General features: G+C 71.3%; 19 protein-coding genes. 9 read left to right on the forward strand and 10 right to left on the reverse strand.

The genetic code is table 11. The annotated features are described in order from the left end of the window. The 5 genes from ITJ62_RS16415 to ITJ62_RS16435 are packed head-to-tail and all read right to left on the reverse strand — an operon-like array spanning position 1 to position 5,156. Positions 1 to 1,017: an iron chelate uptake ABC transporter family permease subunit gene (locus ITJ62_RS16415; protein ID WP_194604344.1), complete on the reverse strand. Its 1,017-nt coding sequence runs from the start codon at positions 1,015 to 1,017 to the stop codon at positions 1 to 3. Further along, positions 1,014 to 2,069 (reverse strand): FecCD family ABC transporter permease, encoded by a 1,056-nt coding sequence (locus ITJ62_RS16420; RefSeq protein ID WP_370581969.1) that lies wholly within the window; start codon positions 2,067 to 2,069, stop codon positions 1,014 to 1,016. The genes ITJ62_RS16415 and ITJ62_RS16420 overlap by 4 nt, the downstream gene beginning before the upstream one ends. Further along, positions 2,066 to 3,001, reverse strand: coding sequence for an iron-siderophore ABC transporter substrate-binding protein (locus ITJ62_RS16425; RefSeq protein WP_194604346.1), 936 nt, complete (start codon positions 2,999 to 3,001; stop codon positions 2,066 to 2,068). The genes ITJ62_RS16420 and ITJ62_RS16425 overlap by 4 nt, the downstream gene beginning before the upstream one ends. A gap of 56 nt (positions 3,002 to 3,057) precedes the next feature. Next, positions 3,058 to 3,909, reverse strand: coding sequence for a siderophore-interacting protein (locus tag ITJ62_RS16430; RefSeq protein WP_194604349.1), 852 nt, complete (start codon positions 3,907 to 3,909; stop codon positions 3,058 to 3,060). Positions 3,910 to 3,959: 50 nt separating this feature from the next. Further along, on the reverse strand, positions 3,960 to 5,156 hold the full coding sequence (locus ITJ62_RS16435) for an MFS transporter (RefSeq protein ID WP_194604352.1): 1,197 nt from the start codon (positions 5,154 to 5,156) through the stop codon (positions 3,960 to 3,962). Positions 5,157 to 5,277: 121 nt separating this feature from the next. Between ITJ62_RS16435 and ITJ62_RS16440 the strand changes: the two genes are divergently transcribed. The 3 genes from ITJ62_RS16440 (at position 5,278) to ITJ62_RS16450 (ending at position 8,555) form a co-directional block, all read left to right on the forward strand. Continuing rightward, a complete protein-coding gene (locus ITJ62_RS16440) occupies positions 5,278 to 5,643 on the forward strand; it encodes a MerR family transcriptional regulator (protein WP_194604355.1) in 366 nt (121 codons plus the stop codon). A 49-nt stretch (positions 5,644 to 5,692) separates the two neighbouring features. After that, positions 5,693 to 6,646: an alpha/beta hydrolase fold domain-containing protein gene (locus tag ITJ62_RS16445; protein WP_194604357.1), complete on the forward strand. Its 954-nt coding sequence runs from the start codon at positions 5,693 to 5,695 to the stop codon at positions 6,644 to 6,646. Positions 6,647 to 6,782: 136 nt separating this feature from the next. After that, positions 6,783 to 8,555 (forward strand): glycoside hydrolase family 3 protein, encoded by a 1,773-nt coding sequence (locus ITJ62_RS16450; protein ID WP_194604360.1) that lies wholly within the window; start codon positions 6,783 to 6,785, stop codon positions 8,553 to 8,555. Between the two features lie 58 nt (positions 8,556 to 8,613). Here the strand turns inward: ITJ62_RS16450 and ITJ62_RS16455 are convergent, their stop codons facing one another. Further along, positions 8,614 to 9,636, reverse strand: a complete 1,023-nt coding sequence (locus tag ITJ62_RS16455; protein WP_194604363.1) for a LacI family DNA-binding transcriptional regulator — start codon at positions 9,634 to 9,636, stop codon at positions 8,614 to 8,616. Between the two features lie 25 nt (positions 9,637 to 9,661). After that, positions 9,662 to 10,738 (reverse strand): carbohydrate kinase family protein, encoded by a 1,077-nt coding sequence (locus tag ITJ62_RS16460; protein WP_194604366.1) that lies wholly within the window; start codon positions 10,736 to 10,738, stop codon positions 9,662 to 9,664. A 125-nt stretch (positions 10,739 to 10,863) separates the two neighbouring features. Here ITJ62_RS16460 and ITJ62_RS16465 point away from each other — a divergent pair, with 125 nt between their 5' ends. The 4 genes from ITJ62_RS16465 to ITJ62_RS16480 all read left to right on the forward strand — a co-directional run bounded on the left by ITJ62_RS16465 (position 10,864) and on the right by ITJ62_RS16480 (position 14,526). Next, entirely contained in the window at positions 10,864 to 11,706 is an 843-nt protein-coding gene (locus ITJ62_RS16465) for a class I fructose-bisphosphate aldolase (protein ID WP_194604368.1), read from the forward strand. Further along, entirely contained in the window at positions 11,703 to 12,881 is a 1,179-nt protein-coding gene (locus ITJ62_RS16470; protein ID WP_194604371.1) for a Gfo/Idh/MocA family protein, read from the forward strand. Before ITJ62_RS16465 ends, ITJ62_RS16470 begins: the two co-directional genes overlap by 4 nt. A 112-nt stretch (positions 12,882 to 12,993) precedes the next feature. Next, entirely contained in the window at positions 12,994 to 13,545 is a 552-nt protein-coding gene (locus tag ITJ62_RS16475; RefSeq protein WP_194604374.1) for a GIY-YIG nuclease family protein, read from the forward strand. Between the two features lie 39 nt (positions 13,546 to 13,584). Then, positions 13,585 to 14,526: a linear amide C-N hydrolase gene (locus ITJ62_RS16480; RefSeq protein ID WP_194604377.1), complete on the forward strand. Its 942-nt coding sequence runs from the start codon at positions 13,585 to 13,587 to the stop codon at positions 14,524 to 14,526. Positions 14,527 to 14,536: 10 nt separating this feature from the next. Here the strand turns inward: ITJ62_RS16480 and ITJ62_RS16485 are convergent, their stop codons facing one another. Continuing rightward, positions 14,537 to 15,520, reverse strand: a complete 984-nt coding sequence (locus tag ITJ62_RS16485) for a LacI family DNA-binding transcriptional regulator (protein WP_194604380.1) — start codon at positions 15,518 to 15,520, stop codon at positions 14,537 to 14,539. Between the two features lie 36 nt (positions 15,521 to 15,556). Beyond that, entirely contained in the window at positions 15,557 to 16,285 is a 729-nt protein-coding gene (locus ITJ62_RS16490; RefSeq protein ID WP_064296395.1) for an SDR family oxidoreductase, read from the reverse strand. Between the two features lie 221 nt (positions 16,286 to 16,506). Between ITJ62_RS16490 and ITJ62_RS16495 the strand changes: the two genes are divergently transcribed. Continuing rightward, a complete protein-coding gene (locus tag ITJ62_RS16495) occupies positions 16,507 to 17,205 on the forward strand; it encodes a nucleoside/nucleotide kinase family protein (RefSeq protein WP_194604383.1) in 699 nt (232 codons plus the stop codon). Between the two features lie 101 nt (positions 17,206 to 17,306). After that, entirely contained in the window at positions 17,307 to 18,800 is a 1,494-nt protein-coding gene (locus tag ITJ62_RS16500; RefSeq protein ID WP_194604385.1) for a mannitol dehydrogenase family protein, read from the forward strand. 531 nt (positions 18,801 to 19,331) lie between these two features. Here the strand turns inward: ITJ62_RS16500 and ITJ62_RS16505 are convergent. Further along, the coding region (locus tag ITJ62_RS16505) for an HNH endonuclease signature motif containing protein (RefSeq protein ID WP_194604388.1) at positions 19,332 to 19,832 on the reverse strand (501 nt) is incomplete at its 5' end.

The following is a 19,832-nucleotide window of genomic DNA, read 5'->3' on the forward strand; positions in this document are numbered from 1 at the left end:
TCAGCGTCGGCGTTCCCGGAGCAGCAACTGCGTGAGGTACAGCCCGCCGACGACCACCGTGACGACGCCCACCGGCACCGTCAGCGGGATCAGATGCTGGGCCACGAGGTCGGACGCGAGGAGCAGGACGCCGCCGACGAGCCCCGTCGCGACCAGCGGGATACCCGGCGAGCGGGTCAGCCGGCGGGCGATCTGCGGAGCGGCCAGGGCGATGAACGCGATCGGGCCGGCGACCGCGGTCACCGCGCTCACGAGCGCGACCGCGAGGCCGATGAGGATGGCGCGTTCACGGGTGAGGCGCACCCCGGTCGCGGCGGCCACGTCGTCACCGAGTTCGAGCTGGCGGAGCGGACGGGCGGCGAACGGCAGGACCGCGAAGAGCACCACGAGGCACGCGAGTGCCGGCCAGACGACGGTCGCAGTCGCGGTGTTGAGCGTCCCCGCGCCCCAGGCCGCCGCGAAGAGCGCGACGTCGAGGTCGGCCCGGAGCAACAGCCAGCTGTTGAACGCCGCGAGCATGGCCGAGACGCCGATGCCCACGACGATGAAGCGGAAGCCCGACAAGCCCTGGCGGAGGGCCAGCAGGAAGATCGCGACCGCGGCCGCCAGACCGCCGATCAGCGACCCGGCCATCAACGCCGGCCAGCTGCCACCGAGGAGGAGGAGCGCGACGAGCATCCCGGTGAACGAGCCGTTCGCGAGGCCGATGATGTCGGGGCTCGCGAGCGGATTCCGGGTGAGCGTCTGGAAGACCGCTCCCGAGACACCGAGCGCTGCGCCGAAGCCGATCGCCGCGAGGACCCGGGGCAGTCGCCAGTCCAGGACGACCGTGCGGGCCAGGCCGTCGACGCGTCCGCTGAGGACGCCGAGCACCTCGTCGGTGGTCAGCGGGTAGTCGCCGAGCGCGAGACCGGCGATCGCCGCGACGACGATCGCCAGCACGACGGCGGCGCAGACGAGGAGGGCTCGTCGTGCCGGTCGGCGCCCGGCGGTCACCTGTTCCCGTGTCGTACTCACAGGCCCGAGGCCGTTCTGCGTCGGGCGAGCGCGATGAGGACGGGCGCCCCGACGAACGCGGTCACGAGCCCGACGGGCATCTCGCCCGGGAGCACCGCGATCCGTCCGACGACGTCGGAGCACAGCACGAGGATGCAGCCGACGAGGACCGAACCCCCGAGGATGCGGCGCTGATCACTGCCGACCGACCAGCGCACGAGGTGGGGCACGACGAGGCCGACGAAGGCGATCGGCCCGGCGATCGCGGTGGCGCCGCCGGCGAGCAGCGTCACCGCGGCGAGCACCAGGATCCGACTGCGCGTGACGCTGACGCCCTGTGCTCTGGCGACGTCCGGACCGAGGGCAATCGCGTTGAGGCTCCGCGCGCTCGCCGCGGCCAGGACGAGCCCCACGGCGAGGAAGGGGAGGACCGGCACGACGACGCCGAGGTCGCGTTCGAGCAGGCTGCCGGCGTTCCAGCCGCGCATCCGGTCGAACGCGTCGGGGTGCGTGATCGCGATCCCCGTCGTCAGTCCGGCGAGTACGGCACCGAACGCGACGCCCGTGACGGTGAGGCGGGCGGCGGAGGACTGCTCACGCCCGCCGGAACCGATCGCGTACACGACGAGGGTGACGACGAGCGCCCCACCGCAGGCGAGCCAGGCGATGTCGCCCGGCGCCCGGACGCCGAGGAACGCCAGGCCGACGGCGACCGCGAAGCCGGCCCCGGCGTTGACCCCGAGGATGCCGGGGTCGGCGAGCGGATTCCGGGTGAACGCCTGCATGAGCGCACCCGCGACGCCCAGGGCCGCGCCGACGGCCAGCGCCGCGACCGTGCGTGGCACCCGCTGATCCCACACGACGAAGTTCGCCTCGTCCGAGCCTGTGCCGAGGAGCGCCGCACGGACGTCATCCGGTGCGATCGGGTTCGCGCCGACGAACAGCGACAGGAGGACGGCGACCGCGAGCGCCGCGACGCCCGCGAGCAGTCCGACGAGCAAGCGGTGTCGTCGCGGCGCCCGCCCGCTCACCGAGGTGTCGCGGGCGGTCAGGATCGCGGTCGGGTTCGTCACGACCCGTCGGAGAGCAGCCGGTCGAGGTCGTCGAGGACGGCCATGCCGCCGAGGGGGCCGACGCCGGTGATCCAGAAGGACTGGTCGACGAGGTGCAGCTCGGGGAAGGCGTCCGTGTTCGCGGTGAGCGAGGCGGGCAGGGTCGAGGAGTCGTCGGGGTCGACGCTCGTCACGAAGACCTGGTCGGCCTTCGCCTCGAGCACGCGCTCGGGGGAGAGGTCGAGGGAGATGTCCTCCCAGGCGTGTTCGGGCGTCGTGAACCCGGCGCACTCGAGGGTGCTACCGGCGAAGGAGGTGGGGCCGTACAGCGTCAGGACGCCGTCGCGCGGGCGGATCAGCTGTGCCGTCTTGCCGGCGGTGTCGTGCTCCTTCGCGATCTCCGCGCAGCGTGCGTCGTAGGCGTCGAGGAGTTCGTCCGCGCCGTCCGGGTCACCGAGTGCCTCGGCGACGAACTGCACGTTGTCGCGCCAGGGGTCGGTCTGCGTCGTCATGAACACCGTCGGTGCGATCTCGGACAGCTGGTCGTACAGGGCGGAGTGCCGCGACTCGGTGCCGATGATGAGGTCGGGCTTCGCGGCGGCGATCAGCTGCACGTTCGGCTCCGCCACGGTCCCGACGGTGGGGATGTCGGCGGCCTTCTCGCCGAGGTAGGCGGGGACGCCGGCGGTCTCGTTCAGCACCGCTGCGCCCACCGGGGTGATGCCGAGCGCGACGGTCGTGTCGAGCTGCACCGGTTCGAGGACGACGACCCGCTTGGGTGCGTCGGGGATGCTGGTCTCGCCGTGGGCGTGCTCCATGACGTGGGTCGCGCTCGTCGCGGTGTCCGAGGGGGTCGAGGCGCTCGAGCTGCTGCAGGCGGAGAGGCCGAGGGCGGCGATGGAGAGTGCGGCGACGGCGACGAGACGTCGACGATGGGCGAGGGGGAGGGGCACGGATCACCTTTCGAACGGGTCGCGAGGCATGCGACCGAGTAAGGCAAGCATAACCTTCATTCGGGTGTGGCTCTGGGGCGAGCGTTCCAGTACCCCTGCCCGTGGATGCGCTCCGGATCGATCCCGTGGTCGGTCGTCGCAGCGCGCAGGAGGGGGATCCGGGTGCTCTCGGTCACCAGCCAGGCGGCGAAGTCCGTGCCCAGTGTCGCCGCCGACGACCCGTGCAGATGGAGCCACCGGTCGACGCCGGCGACGAGCGCGTCACCGCCAGGCCGCCCGGCCCGTTCATGGACCTCGACCGTGTGACGCTCGAGCAGTGGCCCGAGCAGGGCGGTGTCGGCGGGGTCGCCGAGCTCGAGGAGGACGTGGGCGCGGACGTCCTCGTCGAGGGAGCGCAGGATCCCGTGGACGGCGGGGAAGGCCGTCTCGTCGGCGGCGATGAGCACGGTCGTCGCGGTACCGGGTGCCCACTGGACACCGTGCGTCGGCTCGCCGCGACGGACGTCCGGACCCGAGACGAGCAACCGGTCGCCCTTCCGCGCCCCGAGCGCCCACCGACTCGCCGGGCCGGCCGGCTCGTGGATGAACACGTCGAGGTCGACCTCCTGCTGCGCCGGCCTGACACGGTGGGCCGTGTAGCTGCGCATCACCGGGCGGTCCGCCGGTGGGAGTGCGCGCCAGGCCCGCCGCCACGCGTGCTCCGGCAGGCCGCCGTGGAGTCCGTCCGGGTACGCGCCGTCCTCTCCGGTCAGGAGGATCTTGATCCGCTGGTCCCGCTCGTACGGGGCGAAGTCGGCGAGCGAGGCACCGGCGAGGGTGAGGCGGACGAAGCCGGGCGACAGTCGCTCCGTGCGGTCCACGACGGTGTCGAACAGGATGTTCGGCGAGTGCAGGAACGGGACGGGCATCGCATCGAGTCTAGGAGGACCCGGCTCCGGCGTGCCGGGTCCTCCATCGTTCACCCGCGGCGGACGGCGCGTGCGATCACGGCGCAGAGGGGGATGGCGACGACGGTCAGCGCGGCCGCTGCCGGGAGGAGCAGGGCCGGGCCCCAGGTGCCGAGGATGATCCCGCCGACCGCCCCGCCGGTGGCGATCGAGCAGTTCCACACCGTGACGAGCGCCGACTGGGCCGCGTCAGCAGCGTTCCCGGCGACCCGCGCGATCGCCACCTGGAAGAGCACGGAGTAGGCGCCGAAGGCGAGCCCCCAGCCTGCCGCTGCGATGAGGAGGACGGCGACCGGGGGATCCCAGGCCACGACGGCGAGGCCGACGGTCCCGAGGAGGGCGGCCGTGAGGATGGTCGTCCCGAGGCGCAGGTTCGCCAGCCGTCCGGCGCCGAGCGTGCCGACGACCGACGCCACACCGAAGGTGGCGAGGAGCAACCCGAGCGGCACGGGCGCCCCGCGGGAGGACAGGACCGGTGCGAGGTAGGTGTACGCGATGTTCTGGCCGATGATGCAGACGGCGAGGGCCACGAGGATCGTGACGACCGCGGGGATGCGGAGCGCCGCACCCATGCGTGTCGAACGTCCGGGCGCGCTGCCTGCCACGCGAGGAGCGACGACGACCGCGATGACGCCGAGGAGCGCGGTGGCGGCGGCGACGATCCCGAACACCGCGCGCCAACCGAACCCCTCACCGAGGACCGCGCCGGCCGGGACGCCGAGCGCGAAGCCGAGCGTGGCACCGGACAGCACGATGCCGAGCGTGGAGCCGAACCGCTCCGGGGTGGTGAACCCGCGCGTGTACCCCGGGAGCATCGCCCAGACGACGCCGGCCACGAGCCCCGCGACGAACCGGGTCGCGAGATGCGTGAGCAGGTCGGGTGCGACGGCCGTGCCGGCGTTCGCGAGCGCCGAGACGATCAGGGCGAGCAGCACGACCGTCCGGCGGTCGAGCTTCGCGAGCGCACGGCTGAGCGGGATCGCGGCGACGATGCAACCGAGTGCGAAGACGGCGACGCTCTGGCCCGCGATCGACTCCGAGACGCCCAGGTCGGCGGCCATCGCGGGGAGGACCCCGGCCGGGAGCACCTCGGTGAGGAGCGTCACGAATCCGACGGCGGCGAGGAGTAGCGCGGTCGGGAGGGGAGAGCGGGTTCGGGCGGCCGGAGGGGTCGTGGATCGTGCCGTGCGCACGCTGTCGGTGGTCATGTCGGTGAGTCTCCCGGCCTACCACTGGTGGCAGGGTCAAGTCGACGAGGATGCTCCGGGAATATCCGCCCGGCACCGACGGCTGCTCCAAGAGGACACAACTCGGTCGAAGGGGTCTTGCATGCGCATCGGCGAACTGGCGGCGGCCACCGGGAGCACGCCGCGGCTGCTCCGGTACTACGAGGAACAGAGGTTGCTGCGCCCGACCCGCTGCCCGAACGGGTACCGCGAGTACGGGGACCACCTCGTCGCGAAGGTGCAGCGCATCCGTGAGCTGATCGCCGTCGGCATGCCGACCGCGCTCATCCTCCAGGTCCTGCCCTGCTTCGAGGACGACGACAAGATCTACCAGGTGACGCCCTCGGCGGAGGTGCTGGAGCGGTTGCTCGAGCATCGCGAGCGACTGGATGCGAAGCTCGGGTGCATCCAGGAGAGCCGGGACGCCATCGACGTCTACCTCCACCGCGTCGGCGGCATCGTGGTCTGAGTCGGCTGAGTCGACCGAGTCGACCGAGTCGGCTGGGTAGGCTCGGCGCATGTCACTCGATCCGTACTACCGCGACCGCCTGAGCCTCTTCGACGGGTTCTCGAACGCCGATCGCGCCGCCGCCGGCGGGACGCTCGACGAGGCGTTCCAGGAACGACTCGCAGCCTACGGCGACGACGGGCCGTGGAACCCGCCGAGCGACGTGGTGATCACCGACGAGGTCGTCGACGGTCCGCACGGTGCGGTCCCGATCCGGCACTACGTCCCGGCCGACCCCAGTGGTGTCGCCCTCCTCTGGGTGCACGGCGGCGGCTTCGCTGCGGGGACGCTCGACTGGCCTGAGGCGCACGTCGTGAGCGCCGAACTGGCGGCGCGAGCGGGTGCCGAGGTCGTCTCCGTCGACTACCGACTGGCGGACGGAACGACGCGGTACCCGGTGCCGCTCGACGACGTGCTCGCGGTCTGGGAGCAGCTCGACGACGAGCGGTCGGCCGTTCCCGGTGCGCGGACGGCCGTCGGTGGAGCAAGCGCCGGAGCGGCCCTCGCGCTCGCCGCCTCACTCCGCAGCGATCGTCGCGCGGACGCCGTGCTGCTGGCCTACCCGTTCCTGCACGCCGCCGTGCCCGCCCTGCCCGCGGACGTCCTGGCCGAGATGGCGGTCCTGCCGGACTTCATGCGGTTCCCGACCGAGTCGATCGACTGGATGGTCGAGAACTACGTCGGTCGACTGGAGGACGTGCCCGAGCTCGCCCTGCCGGGAATCGTCCCCGTGACCCCGGACCGCCCGCCGCTGTCGGTCCTGCTCTCGGAGTTCGACGACCTCCGGCCGTCGGGGGAGCTGCTCATCGCGGCGTCGGAGGCCGCCGGTGCCCCCGTCCGTAGCCGGCTGGAGCCGGGCGTCCTCCATGGCCACCTCAATCGCCATCCGGTCGCGCCAGGCGTCTCCCCGTCGCTGGACTGGCTGGCCGACGGGCTGCGCGCCATGGGGAACCACGCCGGCTGAGTCTTGCGTGATCCCCGTCAGCGGGCATACTGGAGTCACACTCCGTTCCCGAACGGAGTTCGGTTTTCGCTTCCGGCTCGCCTGAGCCCGGGTGATCCCGACGCCGCCCCACTCACTGACGAGAAACGGACCACCCATGAGCGAGCATGAACCGGCGCTGCCCTACCGCGATGCGAGCCTGCCGGTGGAGGACCGGGTGGAGGACCTCCTCGGACGGATGACCGTCGCCGAGAAGGCCGGCATGCTCTTCCAGACGATGATCGCCCCTGGCCCCATCGACGAGGCGAACCCGCACATGGGACTCGCGAGCGGCGAGCACATGATCGGCGAGCAGCTCATGTCCCACTTCAACGTCCTCGGCACCGCGCCCGACACGACGTCCCTCGCCGAGTGGACCAACGCCCTGCAGGAGCGCGCGTCGCGCACGCGACTCGGCATCCCGGTCACGCTGTCGACCGACCCGCGCAGCCACTTCACCGACAACGTGGGGACGGCTGCCCGCGCCGGCGCGTTCTCGCAGTGGCCCGAGACGCTCGGCCTCGCGGCGATCGGATCGGCCGACCTCGTCGAGGCCTTCGCCGACACCGCGAGGCAGGAGTACCTCGCCGTCGGGATCCGGCTGGCGCTCCACCCGCAGGTCGACCTCGCGACCGAGCCGCGCTGGTCGCGCATCGGCGGCACCTTCGGCGAGGACGCCGAGCTCAGTGCCGAACTCGTCGCCGGCTACATCCGAGGGTTCCAGGGCGCCGAACTCGGGCCGCAGTCGGTCTCCACGATGACGAAGCACTTCCCGGGTGGTGGGCCCCAGCTCGACGGGGAGGACCCGCACTTCGCCTACGGACGCGAACAGGTGTACCCGGGCGACAACTTCGACTACCACCTCATCCCGTTCCGCGCCGCGATCGCCGCCGGAGCCGCGCAGATGATGCCCTACTACGGCATGCCCGTCGGGACCGAGCACGAGGAGGTCGCGTTCGCCTTCAACCACGAGATCATCACGGGGCTCCTCCGCGAGGAGCTCGGGTTCGCAGGCATCGTCTGCACCGACTGGGGGCTCGTCACCGACACGTCGATCATGGGGCAGGACATGCCTGCACGGGCATGGGGCCTGGAGCACCTCGACGAGCTGTCCCGGGTCGAGCGCATCCTGCAGGCCGGCTGCGACCAGTTCGGCGGCGAGGCCCGGCCCGAACTCGTGGTCGAACTCGTCGAGCAGGGACGTGTCACCGAGGACCGCGTCGACGCCTCGGTGCGCCGACTGCTGCGCGAGAAGTTCGTGCTGGGGCTCTTCGAGCAGCCGTACGTCGACGCGGGCGCCGCGAGTGGGATCGTCGGCCGCGCGGACTTCGTCGCGGCCGGCGACGCTGCACAGCGCCGTGCGTTCACCGTCCTGACGAACGTGGAGGAGACGCTGCCGGTGCGCTCGCCGCGTCCCCGGTTGTATCTCGAAGGCGTCGATCCCGAGGTCGCGGGCGTGTACGGCGAGGTCGTCGCGGATCCGGCTTCGGCGGACATCGCCCTCGTGCGCATGCAGACGCCGTACGAACCGCGGCCCGGCGGCTTCGAGGCCATGTTCCACGCCGGATCGCTCGACATCCCGGCCGACGAGGTCGAGCGGTTGCGGGCGCTCGCGCTGACGGTGCAGACCGTACTCGACATGCATCTCGACCGACCGGCGATCCTCACCGGGGTGGTGGACGCGGTCGCGGCACTCGTCGCGAGCTTCGGCGGCAGTGACGCGGCGTTCCTCGACGTCGTCTTCGGTCGGGCGCTGCCGGAGGGCCGGCTGCCGTTCGACCTGCCGCGCTCGATGGCGGCCGTCGAGGCGAGTCGGTCCGACGTCCCCTACGACACCGAGGACCCGCTCTTCCGTTTCGGCCACGGCCTCACGTACCCCGCCGGTCCTTGAACGCCCCTTTCCGGTCCCTGAGGCGCCCCGTTCCGGTCCCTGAGCCTGTCGAAGGGCGTCAGCGCTCGGAACCGCGCAGCTCCAGACGCACGTCGAGGGTGTGGGTCACGGGTGGGCCCGCCTCGCCGGCGATGAGTGCCAGGAGGGTCTCCGCCGAGACCCGGCCCATGAGCGCCACGTCCTGCGCCACCACCGACACCGCCGGCGTCACGAGCGGTGCAGCCTCGAAGTCGTCGAACCCCACGAGCGGAAGCCGTCGCCCGGCCGTCGCGAACGCCTGCACCGCCCCGATCGCGGCCCGGTTGTTCGCGGCGAACACGGCGTCCACCTCGCCCGACGCCAGGAACCCCGCCACGACCGCCGCAGCGTCCTCGACGGAGTGGGCGCCGTCGGAGACGATCGGCTCGATCGGACCCGTCCCCGTCGCGCCGCCGAGGTCGGCCTCGGCCAGCGCCCGGTGGTAGCCGGCCAGTCGCTCGCGCATCGTGTACAGCTCGAGTGAGTCACCGAGGAACGCGACCCGTCGTGCGCCCGCGGCGAGCATGGCCGCCGTCGCCCGGGACGCTCCGCCCGCGTTGTCGGCGAGCACCGTGTGCGCCTCGACCGACTCGAGCGGCCCCGTCGGTCGGTCGACGAGCACCATCGGGACGTGCACGATCGTGCTCGTGGCCCAGGCCGTCGTCGCCTGCCGTGGCGGCACGACCACGAGGCCGTCCACGCGCTGCGCGACCAGTCTGTCGACGAGGAGGCGGTGCCGGTCGGCGTCCTCCTCGGAGCTCGCCGACATCAGCAGGTAGCCGTGTTCGGTGCAGACGCGCTCCACCGAGCGTGCCAGCACCGAGTAATAGGGGTTCGCCAGGTCGCTGATGATGAGCCCGATGACCTTGCTCGACCGCCCGGGGCGGATGCTCGCGGCCGCCAGGTTGTGCCGGTAGCCGAGGGCCTCGATCGCCGCGCCGATCCGTTCCGACAGCTCCTGGTTGATGTTCGTCGCGCCGTTCACATACCGCGACACCGTCTTCAGCCCCACCCCGGCCGCCGCGGCGACGTCGTTCATGGTCGGGGGTCGGGAGCTGCGCATGCTCACCATCCTGGCGTATGGGGGATCACGCGACCGGCTCGTCCGCCCCCGTGGCCCTGAAGAGCCCGCTGAGTCCGGGTCGCAGTCGGGTGATCTCGGCCGCCGTCGGACGGCGTCCCGCGATCGTCGCAGCGGCACTCGCGCCCGCGAGCTCCGCCGCTTCAGCCGGTGAGGCACCGCGCGACATCGCGAACAGCAGACCGGCGGTCGACGCGTCCCCGGCGCCGTTGGTCGACACGAACGCGGGTGCGGGGACGGGCGGCGCGACGAGGTCGACGTCGGCCCAGGCCTCGGCGAGCGGTGCGAGCATCCGTCCGCCCAGGCGCAGGCGGTCGACACCGGCGGCCCGGAGGAGTAGACCGTCCTCGCCGGCCGAGATCGCCACGACGCCGGCACCCCAGGCGAGCAGGAGGTCCGCGAACGCCGCGGCTTGGGCCAGCGGTGATGCGCTGGTCCCGGCCGGGAGACGGAGCGTGCCGAGCGCCGAACGCAGGTCGTCGACGCTCGGACTCACGATGTCGGTCATCGGCAGGGTGCGCCGGAGGATCGCCTCCCAGTCGAGTCCGCCGACGGCGCTCGTGGGGTCGACGACGGCGAGGTCCATCGAGGTGGTCGCACCGTGTCGGTGGATCCGTTCGAGCAGCCTCGCGAGGGGAGCCGCCTCGTCGGCGACGATCCCGGGGAGCAGCGGTGGATAGCCGAGGTGGACGAGGTCCGCGTCGCCGACGGCCAGGTGCTCGCCGGTGAACACCTCGTTCGCGCCCGTGTGGTGCCAGAAGGTGCGGTCGAGGCCGGCGGGCTCGACGACGACGCTGTAGGAGGTCGCGGCCCGGTCGGTGACCTCGAGCGCCGGGTGCAGCCGGTCGTGCGCGGCGATGCGCGACGCGACGATCGCACCGAGTTCGTCGTCGCCGACGGTCGCGTGCAGGCGCACCGTGCTCCCGAGATCGGCGAGGGCCAGGCCGGTGTTCGCGACGCATCCGCCGAGGGAGATGCGGAGCGGGCCGGTGTCGATGAGGGCGCCCGGATCGATGCGTGCGCTCGCGCTGAGCCCTGGCGACAGGTCGACGCAGATGTGACCGGCGACGACGATCTCGCCCATGGACCCTCCGTTCTTCGCCCCGGGGCTGACCCGGCGCAAGCTAGACAACGTTGTCTCAGGCCACTACTGTGACACACCGAGGGACGATTCGGAAACCCTCCCCGTCACGATCAGGAGCCGCCGCAATGTCGCTGTACCGCCTCAATCGTCTCTTCAACGCCCGATCCGGTCGCGCGCTCGACGTCGCCGTCGACCACGGGTTCTTCGGCGAGCGTTCGTTCATCACCGGCATCGAGGACATGGGCGAGGTCGTCCGCACGCTCGTCGCCGCGGGCCCGGACGCCGTCCAGCTGACCCTCGGGCAGGCCCGTCTCCTGCAGCAGATCCCCGGCAAGGACAAGCCGGCGCTCGTCCTGCGGACGGACGTCGCGAACGTCTACGGCAACCCCCTCGACTCGATCCTCTACAGCCACCACGTGCCGCACGCGATCGAGGAGGCAGTCCGGCTGGACGCCGTCGCCGTGTGCGTCAACCTCATGCAGATCCCCGACCACCCCGAGGTCCGTGAGGCGAACATCCGCTCGATCATGGCCCTGCGCCGCGAAGCGACCAGGTACGGGATGCCGCTCATGATCGAACCGCTCGTCATGCAGGACAACACGACGGCCGGCGGGTACCAGGTGGACGGCGACATCGAGAAGATCGTCACCCTCGTGCGCCAGGCGGTCGAACTCGGCGCCGACCTCATCAAAGCCGACCCGAGTAGCGACATCACCGAGTACGCGCGGGTCGTGCAAGTCGCCGGAGACATCCCCGTCCTCGTCCGCGGCGGCGGTCGCGTCGACGACCGGACACTGCTGGAGCGCACGGTCGCCGTCCTCGACGCCGGGGTCAGCGGCATCGTCTACGGCCGCAACATCATCCAGCACGAGCATCCGGCCGCCATCACCGCGGCACTCATGGCGGTGCTGCACGACGGCGCCGACGCCGACGCCGGCCTCGCGATCCTCGAGGCGGCTCGCGCATGAGCGCCGACCAGGTGACGGCCGACCGGGCGACGGCGGAGCGCGTCAACGTCGCGATCATCGGCGGCGGACTCATGGGGCGCGAGATCGCAGCCGCCATCCAGCGCTGGCCGGCGCTCATCGACCACCCGGTGCGACCGCGACTGACGGTCGTCTGCGACATCAACCCGGCGGCGCTCGACTGGTTCGACGAGATCGACACGGTCGTCACGAAGACCACGGACTACCACGAGCTGCTGGCCGACCCGTCAGTCGACGTCGTCTACGTGGCCGTGCGTCACGACCTCCACGAGCAGATCTACACTGACGTCATCCGGGCCGGGAAGAGCCTGCTGGCGGAGAAGCCCTTCGGGATCGACGCGGCGGCCGCGCAGTCCGTCCTCGCGGCGATGGCCGAGCACCCGGAGAGCTTCGTCCGGTGTTCGAGTGAGATGCCGTTCTTCCCGGGAGCGCAGCTGGCGATCGACTACGTGCGGTCCGGGGCGCTCGGCACGATCGTCGAGGCGCGCAACAGTTTCCTGCACTCGAGTGACATCGATCGGGGCAAGCAGATCAACTGGAAGCGCCAGACGCAGTTCTGCGGTGAGGCCGGCGTGATGAACGACCTCGGCATGCACACCTGGCACGTGCCGCTGCGGCTCGGCTGGGCACCCGAGAGCGTGTACGGGGTGCTGCAGAACATCGTCACCGAGCGTCCCGGCCCCGACGGTTCGCTCGTGCCGTGCGACACCTGGGACAACGCCGTGCTGCACAGCTGGGCGACCCACGACGGTGTCCGCTTCCCGCTGACGACCGAGACGAAGCGCATCGATCCCGGGCAGAAGAACACGTGGGAGTTCGAGGCGATCGGTCTCGACGGCGGGGTCCGGTTCAGCACGAAGAACCCGAAGCTCGTCGAGGTGTTCGCGGTGCGGGACATCCCGGGCGGCGGTCGGGAGCAGGTGTGGCAGCAGCTCGACGCGGGGAGTCAGTCGGTGTGGCCGACGGTGACCGGCCCGAACTTCGAGTCCGGGTTCTCCGACACGATCCTCCAGATGTGGGCCGTGTTCCTCGCCGAGCGACACGGCTCCCTCGGCGACCGGTTCGGGGCGGCGCGCCCCGAGGAGGCGGCGCTCACCCACGACATCTACCGAGCGGCGATCCGCTCCCACGAGGAGGCTCGCGCGATCGCGCTGTGACGTGCGCATCGGCTGGGAGGCCACCCGATCGTCTCCCAGCCGGGAGCGCGCGGGCCACGCGTCCCGTCCGTGAGCGGAGGCCGGTGTCGGCGGGGTGGGGGACACTCGGGAGATGCCCCACAGACGATGCGTACAACCCGGGTGCGACGCCGCGGCACCGGTCGACGCGCCCGTCGCGCTCTGCGAGGATCACCTGGCCCTCGCCGCCGACTGGGCGGAGCGCCGATGGGGTGTGGTCGACGCCCTGCCCTCGCCGTGCATCATGTGCGGCTCGCGGCTCGGCCGGCACTACCCGTCCGCCTGGTTGTGCGCCGCGTGCGAGTGGCGGCACGGGGACGTGCCCGACGACGACCTCGCCCGGCCGCGGATCGACGTCGTCTACTACCTGCGCCACGGCGACCGCGTGAAGATCGGCACCACGACGAATCCACGCCAGCGGTTCGCCGCGATCTGGCACGACGAACTGCTCGCCTTCGAACGCGGCGACCGGCACGTCGAGCGTGCGCGTCACGAACAGTTCGCCCGCGAGCGCCTCGAACGATCCGAATGGTTCACGGGGTCGCCTCGACTGCTCGCCCACATCGCCTCGGTCGCCCGCGACGTCGACCCCTGGGACCTGTACAGCCGATGGCTCAGCGAGGCGGCGGCACTGCGTGGGCGATAGCCCCTCCGGCGAGCACCGCGCTCGGAGTATTCTCAGCGCGTGTGCACTCGAATCTTCTGGAACGACAACGCGGTCGCCAAGACGGTCAGCCGCTGCATGGACTGGTCGGAGAGCGACGAACCCGAGCTGTGGTTCGTCCCGAGCGGCACCGACCGAGGTGGCACGGGCGACGCCACCTCGCACCGGTGGACCTCCCGGTACGGCAGTGTCGTCACGAGCATGTGGGGGATGGGGACCGTCGACGGCCTGAACACGGCCGGCCTCGGAGCACACGCGCTCTACCTCGACCCGGAGGACGTGACGTTCGCCGAGCCCGACGGCCGTCCCACGGTCTCGAACGCGCTCTGGGTGCAGTACCTCCTCGACACCTACGCCTCGGTCGCCGAGGCGATCGCCGACATCGACACCGTCCGCATCACGTCCCCGATGTTCCGCGGCCTGCAGATGGGGATCCACATCGCGCTCGAGGACGCATCGGGTGACTCCGCGATCATCGAGCCGATCGACGGCCGGCTCGTCGTCCACCACGGCCGCGAGTTCACCGTGATGGCGAACTCGCCGAGCCTCGACGAGCAGATCGCGAACCGCGACCGCTACCGGCCGTTCGGCGGCGAGCTGCCGCCTCCCGGCGACATCACCTCGGTCGACCGCTTCGTGCGCGCCTCCTACTTCCTCCACTACCTTCCGGAGCCGGCGGACACCGTCGAGGCGGTGGCGGGTGTGTTCCAGCTCATCGCGAACGTGTCGGTGCCGTACGGCGCGCCGTATTCGACGGGCGACGTGTACCCGACGTGGTGGCGGGCCGGGGCGGACCTCACGAACCGGGTCTACTACTTCGGCTCGACACGGAGCCCGAACGTCTTCTGGATCGAGCTCGACGAACTCGCGGACGTCGGCGAGGTCCGGCGCCTCGACCCGCGCGACCCGACCCGCGTGGGCGACCAGACCGCGGAGCTCGCGCCGGCGACGTTGAGCTACTAGCCGGGAGGGCTCAGCGCACCGCGGGCGATACCCGGCAGGAGTCACGCTCGACCAGGTGCACCGGGAGGACCGTGCTCCGGCGGAATCGCGCGTCGGGGCGGTCGAGTCGGTCGATGATCCGTTCCGCAGCGAGTCGGCCGAGGGCCTCCGGGTCCTGCGTGATCACGGACACCGACGGTCGCAGGAGCTCGGCCAGGGGGAAGTCTCCGAACGCGACGAGTGGGAGCGGTTGCTCGGCGAGTGCGGGCAGCAACGCCATCGTGCAGACGGCGTTCGACGAGAACAGGGCCGTCGCCTGAGAGCTGACCGCCGCCAGCGCACGCGCCGCCCCTTCGCGGGTCGCCGCACCGAGGGCGATGAGCTCCTCGTCGGCGGGCAGCCCGGCTTCGGTGAGTGCCGCCCGGTACCCGCGCAGCCGCTCGGCGGTCGTCGGCAGGGCCAGCTCGTCGCCGACGAAGGCGATCCGGCGGTGGCCGTGCTCGACGAGGTGGGTCGTCGCCGCGAACGCGCCACCGAAGTCGTCCTGCGTGAACGCGTCGGCAGCGAGGCCACCCGGCGCGCGGTCGACGAACACGAACGGCGTCCGCGACGCCCACGCGGCCAGTGAGCTCTGGTCGTCGCTGATCGGCGCGAGCACCACTCCGGCCAGCTGGCGCCGGAGCATCGGCTCGAGGACCGCGCGCTCGCGGTCCGGGTCGTCGCCGAGGCTCGTGACGAGCGTCGACATGTCGTGATCGCGCGCCGTCCGCTCCACCGCACGCGCGATCTCGGCGAAGAACGGGTCGACGATGTCGGGGACGGCGACCCCGATCACCGACGGACGGCCCGAGCGGAACGCCGTCGCGAGGGAGTTCGGTACGTAGTCGAGCTCCCGCATGATCGTCTCGACCCGTTCTCGCGTCGCCGGGAGGACGTGCGGGTCGTCATTGAAGACCCGCGAGACCGTCTTCGCGCTCACGCCGGCGGCCGCGGCGATCTGGCGCATCGTGGCCATGCTCGGGTCCCTCCCGTTCGGTCCTGCCGGATCGGGTCAGCGCGCGGTGTAGCCGCCGTCGATCGGCAGCGAGACGCCCGAGATCATGCCGGCGGCGTCGCTCAGCAGGAAGGTGATCGGGCCGGCGATGTCGTCCTCGGTGGCCCACTTGCCGAGCGGCATCGCCTCGAGGAAGGGGCCTTCGATGTCGGGGCGACCCCAGTACCAGGCGGACATCGGCGTCATCACGACCGTCGGGTTGACGGCGTTCACCCGGATGCCGTACTTCCCGAGTTCCAGGGCGGAGACCCGCGTGATGTTGTCGAGCGCGGCCTTCGACGAGCCGTAGGAGATGTGGCCGGAGAGGGCGACGAGGCTCGCCTGGCTCGAGACGTTCACGATCGCGCCGCCGCGCTCCTGGCGGATCATCTCGCGGGACGCGTACTTGGTGACGAGCAGCGACCCGCGTGCGTTGATGCTGATGACCTTGTCGAACACGTCGATGTCGGTCTCCTGTGGAGAGGCGATCTCGCCGCCCCAACCGCCGGAGTTGACGACGCCCCAGATGTCGCGTCCCTCGATCGCGTCGCGGATGCTGTCCTCCGAGGTGAGGTCGAAGGGCAGCGGTTCGGCGCCCGTCTCGGCGGCGATGGCGTCGAGGTGCTCGACGTTGCGACCGGAGGCGATCACCTGCGCGCCCGCTGCGACGAGGTGGCGGACGGTCGCGCCGCCGATGCCGCCGCTCGCTCCCGTGACGAGGATGGTGCGGCCGTTGAAGTCAGTCATGAGGTGGTCCGATCGACGTGATGAGGCCCGTGCGTCGGTGCACCGGGTCGGGAGCATCATAACCACGGAATGACAGCCATGTCACCCGTGACATGGATTTCCGCCGCAGATCATGACACCGGTGACATCCGGTGTTGACACACGCATCCCCTGGACCTACCGTGAGTCGGGCGACGGCGCGACCGCGACCGGTCGGCATCCAGGAGAGGTCAGGCATCACGATGAGCGGCACCACGACCACCGTCGGGACCGGCCTCGACGGCCTCATCGATCACGCCCGTTCGCTCGCCGCCACCGGGTCCCGCCGGATCCTCGGGATCGTCGGTGCGCCCGGAGCGGGTAAGTCGACCGTCAGCGACGCGATCGCCGCCGCGCTCGGCGACCAGGCCGTCATCGTCGGCATGGACGGCTTCCACCTCGACAACGCCGAGCTCGTCCGCCTCGGGCGACGCGACCGCAAGGGCGCCCCCGACACCTTCGACGTCGACGGCTACATCGCGCTGCTCTCCCGCCTCGCCGGTGCCGGACGCACCGCCGAGTCACCGGGCACACCGATCTACGCACCCCGGTTCGACCGCTCGCTCGAGGCGTCGATCGGCAGTGCCGTCCTCGTCCGTCCTGAGGTGCCGCTCGTGATCACGGAGGGCAACTACCTCCTGTTCGACGATCACGGTTGGCAGGGCGTCGCCGCGCATCTCGACGAGTCCTGGTACGTCGACGTTGACGACGAGGTCCGCCGTGACCGACTCATCGCCCGACGCCTCGGTCACGGCCACCCGCGCGACGAGGCCGAAGCCTGGGTGCTCGGCGTCGACGAGCCGAACGCCCGTCTGGTCGACGCCACCAAGCAGCGCGCCACCCGCATCGTCACGCTCGACGCGTCGACGCCGGTGGAGACCGAGTCCACCCACGGCGTCTGACTCATCCCTCAGCCGCAGCACCCTCGACCCGCACCACCCTGCAGCCGCAGCACCCTCGACCTGCACCACCCGGAACCCGCTCACCGACGAGAAGGCACCACATGACCCAGCTCTCCGACGCCACCCTCACCGATCTCGACGAGCGGGTGGCCGTCCCCGCCTACGACCGCTCGGCCATCCGACCCGGCATCGTCCACTTCGGGGTCGGCGCCTTCCATCGGGCGCACGGGGCGATGTTCGTCGACCGCGTACTCGGGCTCCCCGGCGACGAGCACGCGTCCTGGGGGCTCGTCGGCGTCGGCACCCTGGCCGGTGACGCCGCCATGCGGGACGCGCTCGGTGCTCAGGATCGGCTCTACACCCTCGTGACGACGAGTCCGGACGGCGAGGTCGAGGCGCGCGTCGTCGGGTCGATCGTCGAGTACCTGTTCGCTCCCGACGACCCGGAAGTGGTCCTCGCGCGGGTGAGCGATCCGTCGACGCGGATCGTGTCGCTCACGATCACCGAGGGCGGCTACGGGGTGACCGATGCGACCGGGGCCTTCGAGCCGAGCGACGGTGCGACGCTCGCGGACCTCGACGGGCTGCCGGCGGGCGCGCTGCCGCAGAGCCCGCTCGGGTTCATCACGGCGGCCCTGCGTGCCCGACGCGACGCCGGTGCGGTCCCGTTCACGGTCATGTCCTGCGACAACATCCAGGGCAACGGGCACGTCGCCCGGACGGCGATCCTCGCCTTCGCCGAGCGCATCGACCCGGCGCTCGCCACCTGGATCGGTGCCGAGGTGCGGTTCCCGAACTCGATGGTGGACCGCATCACGCCGGCGACGACGGACGAGCAGCGTGCGTTCGTCTCCGAGCGGTTCGGGATCGACGACCGCTGGCCGGTGCTCTCGGAATCGTTCGAGCAGTGGGTGCTCGAGGACGACTTCTCGGACGGCCGTCCGCCGTACGAGCAGGTGGGCGTGCAGCTCGTGGGAGACGTCGAGCCGTATGAGCTGATGAAGCTCCGGTTGTTGAACGCCTCCCACCAGGCGATGAGCTACCTCGGGTTGCTGGCGGGGGAGACGTACGTGCACGACGTCTGCCGTGACGAGCTGTTCTCCCGGTTCCTCCTCGGCTACATGCACGAGGAGGCGCGGCCGACGCTCGCGCCGGTCCCGGGGATCGACATCGACGCGTACTGTGCGGAGCTGATGCGCCGGTTCGGCAGTGAGGCGATCAAGGACACCTTGGCGCGGCAGATCGTCGACGGTTCGGAGCGCATCCCGAAGTTCCTGCTCCCGGTGGTCCGTGAGCAGTTGCGGACCGGCGGCGGGATCGCGCGCTCGGCGCTCGTCCTCGCAGCGTGGAGTCGGTTCATCGAGGGTGTCGGAGACGACGGGCAGGAGCTTGCCCCGGTCGATCGACGGTTGGCCGAGTTGCAGTCGGCGGTCGCGCAGGAGGCGGAGCGCCCTGGGGCTTTCCTGGACCTGCAGGTCGTGTTCGGCGACCTCGGATCGGACGCGCGGTTGCGCGAGGCGTTCATCGCGGCCCGTACGCGGCTGGCGGACGTCGGTGCGCGGGTGGCCGTGGAAGAGGTCGTCGCCGCGGGCTGACCCCCGGTGGCGGTGCGCTGGATGGTCGGCCCTTCGGCCGGCTGAGGGGTGGGTGCGCTCGACCGCTGACCTGTTCCCGTCATCGCGTGCTAGGGGTCGGGTGATCCGGTCGCTGAGCTTGTCGAGGCAGGACGGTTCCTGTCTCGGTCCCTGAGCTTGTCCATGGGCAGGTGCGACGGTTGTTCGTGGGCCCTTCGACAGGCTCAGGGACCGGGGTGGCCGGGTTGTCGAAGACGGCGTCAGTGCCAGAGCTTGTCGAGGCAGGGCGGTTCCTGTCTCGGTCCCTGAGCTTGTCGAAGGGCAGGTGGGGCGGTTGTTCGTGGGCCCTTCGACAGGCTCAGGGTCCCTGAGCGTGTCGAAGGGCAGGTGCGACGGATGTTCGTGGGCCCTTCGACAGGCTCAGGGACCGGGATGGCCGGGTTGTCGAGGACGGCGTCGGTCGCAGAGGTTGGCTCTGCGCGATGGTGTCCCGTCTCGGTCCCTGAGCTTGTCGAAGGGCGGGCGGGTGTGCAGGCAGACGGGTGCCGTGGTTCAGGCGGCGAGGTGGATGCGTCCGCCTCGGATGGGGGTTTGGTGTCGGTCGATGTGGCTGGGTGGGATGAACCAGGGGATGCCGTTTTGGATGGTGATGGTCCAGTGGTCGTCGTGGATGCGGTGGTGGTGGAAGGGGCAGAGGAGTATCCCGTTGTCGAGGTTGGTGGGGCCGCCTCGGGACCACCATCGGATGTGGTGGGCTTCGGTGAAGGAGGGTGGGTGGGTGCAGCCGGTCCAGGCGCAGCCGCCGTCGCGTTCGGCGAGGGCGAGTTTCTGTCCGCGGGAGAACAGTCGGGTGCTGGTGCCGAGGTCGAGGACCTGGGATGGTCCGCGGAGCACCGCGGGGATGAGGTTGGCGTCGGCGGCGAGGCGGCGCAGGGCGCCGGGGCCGATGGGTTCGTCGATGCCGTCGATGGTGGCAGCACCGATGCCGGTTTCGAGGGTGTCGTGGTCGGTGCGGATGATGACGGTGACGGGGGTGAGTTCGGTGGCGGCGCC

The sequence above is a fragment of the Plantibacter sp. VKM Ac-2876 genome (genome assembly GCF_015350715.1).
GTDB lineage: Bacteria > Actinomycetota > Actinomycetes > Actinomycetales > Microbacteriaceae > Plantibacter > Plantibacter auratus.